At 46.7% G+C, this 13,055-nt stretch carries 13 protein-coding genes; 10 read left to right on the top strand and 3 right to left on the bottom strand.

What is annotated here, in order from left to right:
* The first annotated feature begins 51 nt into the window (after positions 1 to 51).
* From rpiA to lolD, 3 genes are read left to right on the top strand one after another with little or no spacing between them, the layout of a single operon-like run.
* Positions 52 to 714, top strand: a complete 663-nt coding sequence (rpiA, locus tag Q7V21_RS03030) for a ribose-5-phosphate isomerase RpiA (RefSeq protein ID WP_304915865.1) — start codon at positions 52 to 54, stop codon at positions 712 to 714.
* A 47-nt stretch (positions 715 to 761) separates the two neighbouring features.
* The gene (locus Q7V21_RS03035; RefSeq protein ID WP_304915866.1) at positions 762 to 2,009 is read left to right on the top strand and encodes a lipoprotein-releasing ABC transporter permease subunit; all 1,248 of its coding nucleotides are present in this window, start codon (positions 762 to 764) and stop codon (positions 2,007 to 2,009) included.
* Positions 2,002 to 2,682 carry a lipoprotein-releasing ABC transporter ATP-binding protein LolD gene (gene lolD / locus Q7V21_RS03040; RefSeq protein WP_304915867.1) on the top strand — a complete coding sequence of 227 codons (681 nt, stop codon included), beginning with the start codon at positions 2,002 to 2,004 and terminating at the stop codon, positions 2,680 to 2,682. Before Q7V21_RS03035 ends, lolD begins: the two co-directional genes overlap by 8 nt.
* A gap of 1 nt (position 2,683) precedes the next feature.
* Here lolD and Q7V21_RS03045 read toward each other — a convergent pair whose 3' ends face one another.
* Positions 2,684 to 3,202: a DUF2062 domain-containing protein gene (locus Q7V21_RS03045; protein ID WP_304915868.1), complete on the bottom strand. Its 519-nt coding sequence runs from the start codon at positions 3,200 to 3,202 to the stop codon at positions 2,684 to 2,686.
* A 71-nt stretch (positions 3,203 to 3,273) separates the two neighbouring features.
* Between Q7V21_RS03045 and Q7V21_RS03050 the strand changes: the two genes are divergently transcribed.
* Genes Q7V21_RS03050 through kdsB form a run of 7 tightly spaced genes read left to right on the top strand, consistent with a single transcriptional unit; the run spans position 3,274 to position 10,323 of the window.
* Positions 3,274 to 5,544 carry a DNA internalization-related competence protein ComEC/Rec2 gene (locus tag Q7V21_RS03050; RefSeq protein WP_304915869.1) on the top strand — a complete coding sequence of 757 codons (2,271 nt, stop codon included), beginning with the start codon at positions 3,274 to 3,276 and terminating at the stop codon, positions 5,542 to 5,544.
* 51 nt (positions 5,545 to 5,595) lie between these two features.
* Entirely contained in the window at positions 5,596 to 6,231 is a 636-nt protein-coding gene (locus Q7V21_RS03055; RefSeq protein ID WP_304915870.1) for a MotA/TolQ/ExbB proton channel family protein, read from the top strand.
* On the top strand, positions 6,228 to 6,653 hold the full coding sequence (locus Q7V21_RS03060; protein WP_304915871.1) for a biopolymer transporter ExbD: 426 nt from the start codon (positions 6,228 to 6,230) through the stop codon (positions 6,651 to 6,653). Before Q7V21_RS03055 ends, Q7V21_RS03060 begins: the two co-directional genes overlap by 4 nt.
* Entirely contained in the window at positions 6,650 to 8,404 is a 1,755-nt protein-coding gene (msbA, locus tag Q7V21_RS03065; RefSeq protein ID WP_304915872.1) for a lipid A export permease/ATP-binding protein MsbA, read from the top strand. The genes Q7V21_RS03060 and msbA overlap by 4 nt, the downstream gene beginning before the upstream one ends.
* Positions 8,404 to 9,393, top strand: a complete 990-nt coding sequence (gene lpxK, locus Q7V21_RS03070; protein ID WP_304915873.1) for a tetraacyldisaccharide 4'-kinase — start codon at positions 8,404 to 8,406, stop codon at positions 9,391 to 9,393. Before msbA ends, lpxK begins: the two co-directional genes overlap by 1 nt.
* On the top strand, positions 9,386 to 9,565 hold the full coding sequence (locus Q7V21_RS03075) for a Trm112 family protein (protein ID WP_304915874.1): 180 nt from the start codon (positions 9,386 to 9,388) through the stop codon (positions 9,563 to 9,565). Before lpxK ends, Q7V21_RS03075 begins: the two co-directional genes overlap by 8 nt.
* The gene (gene kdsB, locus Q7V21_RS03080; RefSeq protein WP_304915875.1) at positions 9,565 to 10,323 is read left to right on the top strand and encodes a 3-deoxy-manno-octulosonate cytidylyltransferase; all 759 of its coding nucleotides are present in this window, start codon (positions 9,565 to 9,567) and stop codon (positions 10,321 to 10,323) included. The genes Q7V21_RS03075 and kdsB overlap by 1 nt, the downstream gene beginning before the upstream one ends.
* Here the strand turns inward: kdsB and Q7V21_RS03085 are convergent.
* Positions 10,291 to 10,551, bottom strand: coding sequence for a hypothetical protein (locus Q7V21_RS03085; RefSeq protein ID WP_304915876.1), 261 nt, complete (start codon positions 10,549 to 10,551; stop codon positions 10,291 to 10,293). The genes kdsB and Q7V21_RS03085 overlap by 33 nt on opposite strands.
* Positions 10,552 to 10,567: 16 nt before the next feature.
* Positions 10,568 to 12,994, bottom strand: a complete 2,427-nt coding sequence (locus tag Q7V21_RS03090) for an Rne/Rng family ribonuclease (RefSeq protein WP_304915877.1) — start codon at positions 12,992 to 12,994, stop codon at positions 10,568 to 10,570.
* Between the last annotated feature and the right edge of the window lie 61 nt (positions 12,995 to 13,055).

The following is a 13,055-nucleotide window of genomic DNA, read 5'->3' on the forward strand; positions in this document are numbered from 1 at the left end:
CTCTATAATTGGCCGGATAAATCAAGCCATTCAAATTAACAAGGAATCGCAATGACTGCTGATGAAATGAAGAAACAGGCTGCCTGGGCGGCTTTGGAATACATTACCACTGACGGTGTAGTAGGTGTAGGCACGGGTTCTACGGTAAATCACTTTATTGATGCGCTGGCCACTATCAAACATCGTATTGAAGGCGCTGTCTCCAGCTCGAATGCTTCCACACAGCGTTTAAAAGATTATGGCATTGAAGTATTTGATTTAAATGACGTCAAAGAAGTTGCGGTCTACGTCGATGGTGCGGATGAATCCAATCATAATCTGCAACTCATCAAAGGCGGCGGCGGTGCGTTAACCCGCGAAAAAATTATTGCTGCGGTAGCTGATAAATTTGTCTGTATTGCTGACGCAACCAAATTGGTTGATGTATTGGGTAAATTCCCGTTACCGGTTGAAGTCATTCCGATGGCACGTAGCTATGTCGCTCGCGAGATTGTCAAACTGGGTGGCCAACCGGTTTACCGTGAAGGTGTGATCACCGATAACCATAACGTTATTCTGGATGTGCATGGTCTGGACATTATGGAACCAATCAAACTGGAAAAAACGCTGAACGATATCGTAGGCGTAGTGACTAACGGCTTGTTTGCAATGCGTCCTGCGGATGTGTTGTTGCTTGGCACCGAAACCGGTACCCAAACCGTCCATCCTAAATAATTTGCACTTGCCCGCTATAAAGGCGGGCTTCTTGCCAGAGCGAGTATATGTTCAGACCACTAAGTGTCTATATTGGCGCCCGTTATACCCGGGCCAAACGGCGTAATCATTTTATTTCGTTCATTTCCATGACCTCTATGCTGGGTGTTGCACTCGGTGTGGCTGCATTAATTACTGTGTTATCGGTGATGAACGGCTTTGAAAAGGAACTACGTGAACGCATTCTGGGCATGACATCTCATGCATTTGTCACCGGCTCGGATGGAACATTGGCTGACTGGCAAAAAGCCGAAGCACTGGTTGAGGGCTTTCCACGCGTGGTCAGTACGGCACCTTTTGTTGAAGGCCAGGCCATGTTGAATCAAGGCAGCCGGGTTCGCGGCACGCAAATCCGCGGGGTGGATCCAGCTTTGGAACCCAAGGTTTCCACTATTGGCGACAAAATCATTCAGGGCCGTTTTGACTCACTACAACCGGGTAGCTATGGCATTATTCTGGGGAAGGATTTGGCTATTGCCATGGGTGTTGGCACCGGTAACAAGATTACTGTCATAACCCCTCACGTTACGCCTACCCCTGCTGGCGTTATTCCACGACTGAAACGTCTGACCGTCTCTGGTGTTTTTGAAATTGGCATGTATGAATATGATAGTGCCTTAGCCATTATGAACATTGAGGATGCGGCTAATTTATTTCGTATTCCCGGCAAGGTGACAGGCCTGCGATTGCAATTAGATGACGTCTATCAGGCACCACGCATTACCCGCGATTTATTGCATAGCTTACCGGCAGAATATCGTGCAGCTGACTGGACCTACCAACACGCCAACTTTTTCCGCGCATTAAAAACCGAAAAAACCGTGATGTTTGTCATTCTGATGCTGATTGTCGCTGTTGCTGCATTTAATATCGTTTCAACGCTGGTAATGATGGTGACCGATAAATACTCAGATATCGCCATTCTCCGAACATTAGGTATGTCCCCTCGCGGCATCATGGGTATCTTCATGGTGCAAGGCATTGTTATCGGCTTGATCGGTACGCTGCTGGGGGTGATCGGCGGGGTGATCCTGGCGCTGAATGTTTCCAATATTATTGCCTGGATAGAAACCCTGCTGGGTTACCAATTTCTGCCAGCCGAGGTCTATTACATCAGTGACCTGCCCTCAGAGTTAAATTGGAATGATGTGACCGTTATTGGTATTACCGCCTTTGTCCTGTCGATTCTATCAACCATTTACCCTTCCTGGCGTGCAGCACAGGTGAAACCGGCTGAGGCATTACGCTATGACTAATACCAATGTAATTCGCTGCCAGAATCTGGCGAAGCGATACAAAGATGGCAATCTGGAAACCCCTGTTTTACAAGACATCAATCTGAAAGTAGTGGCGGGTGATCGAATTGCGATCGTCGGCAGTTCCGGTTCGGGGAAAAGTACCCTGCTACACCTGTTGGGAGGCTTGGATAGCCCTACCAGCGGACTGATTGAGGTGTTGGATCAGGATCTTAGTACACTTTCTGTCAGTGCACTTAGCAAACTACGTAATCAGTCTTTGGGATTTGTTTACCAGTTTCATCATTTATTGCCAGAGTTTACTGCCGAAGAAAATGTCGCTATGCCTTTAGTCATCGGCGGTATGCATCCTAAATCGGCTAAAAAGCAGGCAACCCAATTACTGGAACAGGTTGGTCTTGGCCATCGCGTACATCACAAACCCAGTGAATTATCCGGTGGTGAGCGGCAGCGTGCGGCTCTAGCTCGAGCCTTGATTACCAAACCCGCCTGCCTGTTGGCCGATGAACCCACCGGAAACCTGGATCATCATACGGCTGAAGGCATTTTTGATTTGATTATGCAGCTGAATGCCGAGCTGGGCACGGCGCTGGTGATAGTAACCCATGACCGCCAATTAGCCGCCAAAATGGATCAACAGTTAACCTTAATCGACGGTAAGTTACAAAACTGATTTATGGCTGGTTTTTGTCGTTATCGCGTCGCGCTTTTTGACGGCGATAACGCTTTAACCAGCTATGAATAACCACTAAGCGCCAGATTAGTCGAACGACTATCACCCCCATCACTGCAGCCAACACACCACAAACAACTGAACCAAGTAAGAATGGCTGCCAGATAAAACCTAATTCTTCCCACAGCCATTCCAGACTAAAAGCAAATTCATGGGTGCGTAATGGCACATCCAATATCATCGCGCCAATTTTGTAACTGAAAAAGAAAATGGGTGCCATTGTCAGCGGATTAGTGATCCAGACACTCATCACCGCGATAGGTAGATTGACGCGCAGCCAGATAGCAAAAATGGCTGCGACAAGCATTTGTGCCGGCATCGGAATAAACGCCAGAAATAGCCCTATCGCAACAGCTACCGACACTGATTTACGGTTCAGATGCCATAACTCAGGCGCCATGATCTTCTCACCAAAACGACGCAAGTGCTTATGCTCGCGCATGGTGACGTGATCTGGCATTATTCGTTTCAGGAACTTACGAGGCATTGCGTCTCAGTATTACGGACAAACGGCGGTCATTATAGGGATATATGGTCAAACCTGCCATTGCATTTTTGTCGGGCTGTTTGCTGGTGGCATGGTTGCCGCAGCTACCGGCTTTGTATTGGCTGCTCACGCTTTTCCCCTTGATTGTAATTGCCTGGCACAGGTCACAGTGGACCGTTCTGACATTTATTGCAGCGTTAATTTGGACAAGTACCCAAGCCTATATCAGATTGGATAATCAACTCGATCCCCTGCTTCAGGGACAAGATCTTCTGCTGACAGGTTTCATTGATTCGCTTCCCCATCATAACGATCAGCGGGTGCGTTTTGAATTTAAACCTGAAACTAACCAGACAAAATTACCTGCAAAAATTCGTCTGAGTTGGTATTTCCCACCGGAGACAATCCCTCAAGCGAATGAAAAATGGCAACTTCTGGTCCGCTTAAAAACACCCCAAGGCATGGCAAATCCGGGTAGCTTTGATTATGAATCATGGTTATTTCAGCAGCAGATTGGAGCGACCGGCTACATACGGCAATCTGATTTGAATCAGCAAATCCAATCGGCTTCGATATTTTCGATCAATCATTGGCGAGCGGTGTTAATTGCCAAAATGTCTGCCAGTTTGGAACACAGCCCTCATTTGGCTCTGATTGAAGGTTTGGCTGTCGGCAACCGAGATCGCATGTTGCCAGCACAATGGGAAACATTGAGAAAAACTGGCACCAGTCACTTGTTAGCAATATCCGGTTTACATATTGGTCTGGCGGCCGCATTGGGTTTTTTTGCTGTCAAAACCGTTTGGCGAATACGCAGTCAACAGCTACTGAAATTAAGTGACCGGCAAGCAGGTGCAATTGGCGGCTTATTGCTCGCCATTTTCTATGCCTTGTTAGCCGGTTTATCCATTCCTACGCAACGTGCTTTGATAATGGTCACGGTGGTCATGCTCAGTATCTTTATTAAACGTCGTATAGAACCCTTGCAGGTACTCAGTCTGAGTTTAATATTGGTTTTGTTTATCGATCCATTTGCTGTGTTGGCAGCTGGTTTTTGGCTGTCATTCGCCGCGGTGCTTAGCATCCTGTATATAGCGCAATATCGTCAACCTGCACGAAAATGGCTTTGGTTACATATTCATCTCTGGATAGCTGTGGCATTGACACCATTATTAATGCTGTTCTTTCAGGAAACGTCTCTAATTGCTCCACTGGCCAATTTAATTGCTGTACCGCTGGTAAGTTTTTTGATTGTGCCGTTGTTGTTATTGACGATGGCGCTATTAAGCATGGACATACAAATAGCGGTCTGGTTACTGGATATTATTGAGCGTTTGTTATCCATTTTATGGTGGTATCTGGATTTTCTGGCCGGCTCCCCGCTATCAGTTTGGCAGACACCCGTGTTTTCCCTCCCACTGCTGAGCTTATCAATTATTGGCATCTTGATAATGCTCGCCCCACGTGGATGGCCATTACGCTGGCTAGGTCCTGTCTTGCTTCTGCCATTATTTTTTTACAGCCCCAATCGGCCGGATCCTGCAGAGGTCTGGTTTACTTTATTGGATGTAGGTCAAGGTTTATCAGCTGTCGTGCAGACCCAACATCACAGCTTAGTATTTGATACCGGTCCCGCTTTTGGTGAGTTTGATACTGGCTCCGCTGTTGTTGTTCCTTTTCTTCGTTATCAAGGTATTCAACAACTGGATATGCTGATGATAAGTCATGCTGATAATGATCATATGGGTGGAGCCAGTGCGGTGTTATCTGCTTACCCTGCCAGAAAGATTCTGACCAGTGATCCCGATAAACTGAGTGGCAGTGAGTTATGTGAGCAGGGGCAATCATGGGAATGGGATCAGGTCCAATTTGAGATACTACATCCCTCAATTAACTATACCGGTAGTAGCCGTAACGACGCATCTTGCGTGCTTAAAATCACTAGTCAATATGGCAGTATCCTGTTAACCGGCGATATTGAACGTCGGGGCGAAATCGAGTTAGTACGAAAGTATGCTCAACAACTCCGTGCCGATATTATCGTTGCACCCCATCATGGCAGTCGCAGCTCATCTTCTGCCGCTTTTATTCAACAGGTATCTCCCAGATTGGTTTTATTCGCCAGTGGCTATCAAAACCGCTATAACTTTCCGGCGGCAGATGTAGTTGCCCGTTACCGTAAAATAGGTAGCCAAGCCTATCAAACGGGTACACAAGGCGCGTTACAGCTAAAAATCGACCCACAAATGAATTTAACCCCCACAGGCTGGCGCGAACAATACCGTAGAATTTGGATGCGCAACGCTACTGAATAATCGCGTTTTCACGTATCATGGCAACATTTCACTGACTGGGACGGATGGAGCATGCTGGAACTATTTAAAGCAGGTGGCTGGCTGATGTTACCGCTACTTGGCTGTTCAATAATTGCAATTGCGATTATTGCAGAGCGATTTTGGAGTCTACAAAAACGTCGAATCGCACCACCTGAATTAATCACCCAAATCTGGCAATGGTTACAGTTCAAACAAATCGACCAATACCGCATTAATTCGCTGCAAAAGAACTCCCCTCTCGGTCAAATTCTTGCCGCCGGTCTGATTAATCGTAATAGCTCCCGTGATATCACAAAGGAAAGCATTGAGGACACTGGCCGTCATGTAACCCAGCAATTGGAACGCAACCTCAATACTCTGGGTACTATTGCCGCTATCTCTCCATTGATCGGTTTATTGGGAACGGTCATTGGTATGATCAAAGTGTTTGCCGTTATTACGTTGGAAGGCGTTGGTAATCCGGAAACTTTGGCTGGCGGTATTTCAGAAGCTTTAATCACCACTGCTGCCGGTTTAGTTGTGGCTATCCCCAGCGTTATTTTTTATCGCTACTTCCGCGGAAAAATTAATCAGCTGGTGGTGAGCATGGAAGAACAAGCCATGCAATTAATTGAAATGTTACATGGTGAGCGTGAATTTGACCCCGATGAGGCGCGTGCGCAATGAAATTGTTGCCCCGTAAATCTGAGGAACCGGATGTCAATCTCACCCCGATGATTGATGTGGTGTTTCTGCTGCTGTTATTTTTTATGGTATCTACCAGTTTTATCCGGGAAAGCTCGTTAAAAGTCGATTTACCCGAAGCCAGCGGTCAGGCATTAACTGAACAGGAAGCATCGATTGATATTGTCATTCGGGCTAACGGTGAGGTACTGGTCAACGATACTGCCATGGCCGAACTCTCACGAGATGCACTGCGTGATTTACTGAAAACCACGGCAGGTGATAATGAAGATCCGCACATTATCATCAGTGCAGATGCCAATGCCGAATACCAGCATATTGTCACTGCCATGGATGCAGCCCAATTACTTGGATTTACCCGCTTAACACTAGCAACACGTCAAAAAACAACAGAGATTCCATGAAACAAATTGCCACTGAGATGAGCGCTTTTCAACTCTATAAGCGCCTGCTGAAATACGTCAAACCTTATTGGTTTGGATTTGTAGCTGTTGTTTTGGCTATGGTGGTATATGCCGCCACCGAAACCGGGATGGCAGCGTTAATGAAACCATTGATGGATGGGAGTTTTGTAGATCGCGACCCAACGATTATCAAACTGCTGCCTGCCGCACTGATTGGTTTGTTTATTATCCGTGGCTTATCAGATTTTTTTACGACCTATGGCTTGGGCTGGATTTCACGGAATGTAATTAAGACATTACGTGAAGAGATGTTTAATCGACTTATCGGGCTTCCTGCCACGTTTTATGACCACAGCACCTCTGGTCAACTGATGTCCAAGCTACTCTACGATGTAGAACAGGTCGCTGAAGCCGCCACTGACGCGATTATGACCATCATTCGCGATACCCTGACCATTATCGGTTTACTGGCATGGATGATCTATCTGAATGGATTACTCTCGCTTATCATTTTATTGACAGTGCCATTTATTGGCATGCTGGTTTATCACATCAGCGTTCGCTTTCGCCGACTGAGTAAAAATATTCAGGATTCTATGGGTGATGTCAGCCATGTCTCCAGCGAAGTTATCGAAGGACATAGAGAAGTCAAAACCTTTGGTAGCCAGGAATATGAGATTCGACGCTTTGACAAGGTCAATCAGCTTAATCGTCGGCAACGAATGAAAAAAATTGGTACGGATGCAATCAGTCAGCCCATTATTTCGCTGATTGCAGCTGTTGGTATGGCGATGGTTATTTTCCTTGCCACAACCCCGACTATGCTGGAAACCATTACTGTCGGCAGCTTTATCTCGTTCATTACCGCTATGTTAATGTTGCTCACCCCTTTGAAGCGTTTAACCAAAGTGAATTCCAAGCTGCAATCGGGGATTGCCGCTGCAGACAGTATTTTTGGCTTACTGGACCAAAAACCGGAATCGGATAACGGAGAAAAAACCTTGGATCGTGCCAAGGGTGATATCCGTTATGAACAGGTTGGTTTTCATTACGACAGCTCAAATAGTCAGGTTTTGGAGCACATCAACTTTGAAGTCAAATCGGGACAGACGATAGCCTTCGTTGGACATTCGGGTAGCGGAAAAACCACTTTGGTCAGCTTGCTTACCCGTTTTTATCATCCAACCAGCGGACGGATTTTAATTGATGAGATTGATATTAATGAGTTGCGACTGGCGGATTTACGCAAGCAGATATCGCTTGTTAATCAGCAAGTAATTCTTTTTAACGACACTATTGCCAATAATATTACTTATGGTCAGACCGAAAAAATTGCTGAAGAGCGCATCATAGAAGCCGCTAAATCTGCTCACGCATGGGAATTTATCAAAAAATTACCTGACGGTTTGCACACTCAGGTGGGACAGAATGGGGTATTACTTTCTGGTGGACAACGTCAACGATTGGCTATTGCCAGAGCGTTGCTGCGCGATACACCTATTTTAATTCTGGATGAAGCCACTGCCTCTCTCGACTCTGAAGCTGAAAGACATATCCAATCAGCATTGGAAAATCTGATGCAAAGCCGGACAACGTTGGTGATTGCTCATAGGCTTTCCACCATAGAAAAAGCCGATCTTATTGTGGTGATGCATGACGGTCATATTGTTGAGACTGGTACCCATCAGCAGTTGCTGGATAAAGGACATCATTACGCCGAACTCTATCGACTGCAGTTTCAGCAACGTTAATGAAAGCAGATTGGCTGACCAATAGCTGGTATCAACCTACTCTGTTAACTTGGTTGTTATTGCCTTTAAGCTGGCTATATCGACTGATTATCATGCTGCGACGTCAGGCATATCGAGTTGGCATATTTAAACAGCTCTCATTGCCGGTACCGGTGGTTGTGGTGGGTAATATCAGTGTGGGTGGCAGCGGCAAAACGCCTTTCGTCATCTGGTTGGCCCAGTATTTAAAACAACAGGGTTGGCGGCCGGGTATTATCAGTCGCGGTTACGGTGGCAAAGCCGATCATTATCCCTGCAGTGTTCATGAGCATAGTCAGGCTTCGCAAGTCGGCGATGAACCACTGTTGATCCATCGGCGTACTCAATGTCCGGTAGTGGTTGCAGCGGATCGGGTGGCAGCGGGCGAACAGTTACTGGCAGAAAATGACTGCAATATCATTATCACTGATGATGGTTTGCAGCATTATCGACTGCAACGTGATTTGGAAATCGTCATTATTGATAAAAAACGCGGTCTGGGAAATCAGGCATGTTTACCAGCCGGGCCATTGCGTGAGCCCATCTCCCGTTTGAATACCGTTGATTTTGTTATTCAGCATGGCGCAGCCAATCCTGCCGATCTGAGCATGCAACTGCATATCCAATACGCCATTCAATTGCAGAATGAAACATCTCAAAAATCCTTAAGTGAATTTAACACTACACCTGTTCATGCCGTTGCTGGTATTGGCCATCCACAGCGTTTTTTTGACCAGTTACAACAGTTGGGCTTAACCATTGTCCCCCATGCTTTTGCTGATCATCATCACTACACCGCCGCTGATTTCCAGTTTGCCGAGTCATATCCCATACTGATGACAGAAAAAGATGCGGTAAAATGTCAGGCATTTGCGTCAACCAATATGTGGTACGTGCCAGCTGAGGCACAGCTGAGTCCTTCACTTGGCCCTGAAATCGACCAAAAACTAAGAGAGCTTTTAAATGGATAAGACTTTATTGGAAATACTCGCCTGTCCTGTCTGCAAGAGTAGTCTTGTTTATCAAAAACAATCACAGGAATTGATTTGCAAACCCTGTCGGATGGCGTATCCGATTCGTGATGAGATACCAGTCATGTTGATTGATGAAGCGCGTGAACTGACTGCTGAAGAACTCGACTGATGCAATTTAAAATCATTATCCCTGCCCGTTTTGCCTCAAGCCGGCTACCTGGCAAGCCTTTACGTGAAATCGCTGGCAAGCCGATGATTCAACATGTCTATGAACGTGCATTGGCCAGTGAAGCCAGTGAGGTGATTATCGCCACAGATGATCAGCGGATAGCTGATTCAGCAAAGAATTTTGGGGCGGATGTCTGCATGACCCGCGAAGATCATATTTCCGGAACAGATCGGTTGGCGGAAGTGGCGCAATTAAGAGCGTTTCATGGTGATGATTTAATCGTCAATGTGCAGGGAGATGAGCCTTGTTTGCCAGCAGTATTAATCAATCAGGTGGCGGCCGATCTGGCACATCATCGAGAAGCCTCAATCACCACGTTGTATAGTCCCCTGGAACATGCTGAACAGGTGTTTGACCCCAATATCGTTAAGGTGGTAGTGGATGCCAAAGGTTATGCGATGTATTTCAGTCGCGCCCCCATTCCATGGTTACGCCAACATTTCAGTGATAAACAACAGCTGGACGCTATCCGCATGCCGCATTTCAAACATGTTGGTTTATATGCTTATCGAGCGGATTTTCTACATCGCTATCATGAGTTGCCCCCAGCACCACCAGAACAGTTCGAGTCACTGGAACAGCTCAGAGCGCTCTATCATGGTAATCGGATTCATTTAACAGAAGCCCAGGTTGCTCCTGGACATGGAGTGGATACAGAGCAGGATTTACTGGCCGTAGAAGCCTTGTTCTCTCAGTAGTATATCGAGACCGGCAGCGACAAGTTCGGTATGTAACTCACCTTCGCCATCAAAAACCGGTAACACATGAGTAACGGGAACCGGGCGATGCCCTTCTCCATATTGTGTTGGCTGGATATTTTTATCTTGATTGAGCTCTTGTAACACCAGCTCACAACCATCCAGCAACTCAATAATCTCACAGCGTTGATGGTGATATACGACTTGCTGACCAATAAGGTTCAGCAAGTCGTCACAGCTAAATTTATGATTCCTTGGCATCTGCTTTAGGACTCTCTTCAGTTGGTTTTGGTTTATCAACCTTCTGAGTCTCATTATCAGCCGAAGCAGGATTTTTTTCTACTTCATTCGCTTCGCGTGGTTCTTTATCTTTCGGTGGTGCACCGCGACGGCGACGATTATTGGTACTGGCACTGGTGCTGGTACGCGAACGACGTGGTGCCGATTTTTCCGGTATTTTATTACCATCCACCTCAGGTTCAGTAGAAGCCGGAATTGCATTGCCGTTTATTTCAGGTTCCGGTGCAGGAATTGCGTTGCCGTTAACTTCTGGTGGCGGTGTCGGAATGGCATTGCCTCTTTCGACGCGTTCCACTTTTTCAACTTTCTCAATTTTTTCAACAGTTTCGTTAGCCGTTGTTTCAGTCGCTGCAACATCACCTTCACCACGTCCACGGCGGCGGCGTCCACCACGACGAGAACGTTTAGCGTTCGGGTTACGTGGTTTTTCCTCACCGTTAGCATCGACTGCCGGTTTGTTTTCAGCTTCAACAGCATTAGCCACAGACGTTGGTGCGGTCACTTTAGCAGCAGGCAAGTCTTCACCTGTTGCACCTTCCGGACGGCGTGGACGGTTATTATTACGTCGATTATTATTGTTGCGACCACGATTGCGACGATTCTGATGGCGAGCTTCTCTCTCAGCATCCGTCTCTTTGTCTGCAGCATGTGGTTTGGAGGCCTCTGCAGGCTCTTCAACAGGCGAACCGGTTAACACACCTAACAAACGTTTTAACAGGCTTGGTTTACGTTCAGCTGGTGCAGTTGCAGTCGGCTTAATAATAGGTGCCGGGGCAATAGGTGCTATTCCAGTAACCGCAGGTTGTTCCATAACCGGTTTTTCTTTTAACACTACGGCTGCTTCAATTTCAGGCGTGCTAATTAATTGATGGCTGCTGGTTTGTTTTTCATTGCCATCCTTAATACGCTCGATATCGTAGTGCGGTGTCTCCAGATGCGGATTAGGAATCAGCAACAAACGCACACCATGACGTTTCTCAATCGCATCAATCTGCGCGCGTTTTTCATTAAGCATGAAAGTCGCTACAGACACAGGCAACTGGATCACCAGTTGGCTGACGTTATCTTTGGTGGCTTCTTCTTCAACCAGTCGTAATACAGCTAAGCCTAATGATTCAACACCTCGTACATGGCCTAAACCGGCACAGCGCGGGCAGACTTCCTGATGGGCATCACCCAATGCCGGACGCAAACGTTGACGCGACATTTCCAGCAAACCAAAACGGGAAATACGGCCGATTTGTACCCGTGCCCGATCCGATTTGAGATGGTCACGCAGTCGGTTTTCAACTTCTCGCTGATTACGGGTTGGGCCCATATCAATAAAGTCGATAACCACCAGGCCGCCCAAATCACGCAAACGTAATTGACGGGCAATTTCTTCAGCCGCTTCCAGATTGGTATTCAGTGCGGTTTCTTCGATATCACCGCCTTTATTAGCGCGCGCCGAGTTAACGTCAATAGAAATCAACGCTTCTGTCGGATCAATGACCAATGCGCCACCGGAAGGCAAACGCACTTCATGACGGAAGGCACTTTCGATCTGGCTTTCCAATTGATAACGGGTAAATAACGGAACCTTGTCCTGGTAGAGCTTGAATTTGCTCAGTTCATGCGGCATAACCATGCGCATGAAGTCATAACCTGTTTGATAGACTTCTGGGGAATCAACCAAGATTTCACCAATGTCTTTACGTAAATAGTCACGTAAAGCACGAATGATGATATTGCTTTCTTGATAAACCAGAAATGGTGCAGTACGGTCTTTGGTCGCCAGATCAATTGCTGTCCACAACTGAACCAGATATTCCAAATCCCATTGTAATTCTTCGGTTTGCTTGCCTACACCGGCAGTGCGGACAATCATGCCCATGCCTTCAGGGATTTCCAGCTCGCGTAAAGCTTCTTGCAGTTCAGCGCGATCATCACCTTCAATGCGACGTGAAATACCGCCAGCTCGGGGGCTGTTTGGCATCAGTACCAAATAACGACCTGCCAGACTGATAAAGGTTGTCAGTGCAGCGCCTTTGTTACCACGCTCTTCTTTTTCAATCTGAATAACCAGTTCCTGGCCAACAGAAAGTACATCCTGCACATTGATGCGGCCATTGTTTTCGCCATCATCTTTGGTCTGTCTGAAGTAGGTTTTGCTGATTTCTTTTAGTGGCAGAAAGCCTTGACGCTCAGAACCATATTCAACAAAAACAGCCTCAAGACTGGGTTCTACGCGAGTGATTTTACCTTTATAAATATTGCCTTTCTTTTGTTCTCTGGAAGGGGTGTCGATATCCAAATCGAACAAGCGTTGGCCATCGACCATCGCAACACGCAACTCTTCCTCGTGCGTTGCGTTAATTAAAATTCGTTTCATTCATAAACCTCAGTTAGAGGTTCACGCGTCGGTACAGTCAGTAAGCCGGGCGGCATCAGCC

The sequence above is a fragment of the Methylophaga sp. genome (genome assembly GCF_030651745.1).

Coding starts and splice junctions, on each gene's coding strand:
- lolD (WP_304915867.1), top strand. CDS start 2,002: ATGACTAATACCAATGTAATTCGCTGCCAGAATCTGGCGAAGCGATAC.
- Q7V21_RS03050 (WP_304915869.1), top strand. CDS start 3,274: ATGGTCAAACCTGCCATTGCATTTTTGTCGGGCTGTTTGCTGGTGGCA.
- lpxK (WP_304915873.1), top strand. CDS start 8,404: ATGAAAGCAGATTGGCTGACCAATAGCTGGTATCAACCTACTCTGTTA.
- Q7V21_RS03090 (WP_304915877.1), bottom strand. CDS start 12,994: ATGAAACGAATTTTAATTAACGCAACGCACGAGGAAGAGTTGCGTGTT.
- Q7V21_RS03060 (WP_304915871.1), top strand. CDS start 6,228: ATGAAATTGTTGCCCCGTAAATCTGAGGAACCGGATGTCAATCTCACC.
- kdsB (WP_304915875.1), top strand. CDS start 9,565: ATGCAATTTAAAATCATTATCCCTGCCCGTTTTGCCTCAAGCCGGCTA.
- Q7V21_RS03035 (WP_304915866.1), top strand. CDS start 762: ATGTTCAGACCACTAAGTGTCTATATTGGCGCCCGTTATACCCGGGCC.
- Q7V21_RS03045 (WP_304915868.1), bottom strand. CDS start 3,202: ATGCCAGATCACGTCACCATGCGCGAGCATAAGCACTTGCGTCGTTTT.
- Q7V21_RS03075 (WP_304915874.1), top strand. CDS start 9,386: ATGGATAAGACTTTATTGGAAATACTCGCCTGTCCTGTCTGCAAGAGT.
- Q7V21_RS03055 (WP_304915870.1), top strand. CDS start 5,596: ATGCTGGAACTATTTAAAGCAGGTGGCTGGCTGATGTTACCGCTACTT.
- msbA (WP_304915872.1), top strand. CDS start 6,650: ATGAAACAAATTGCCACTGAGATGAGCGCTTTTCAACTCTATAAGCGC.
- rpiA (WP_304915865.1), top strand. CDS start 52: ATGACTGCTGATGAAATGAAGAAACAGGCTGCCTGGGCGGCTTTGGAA.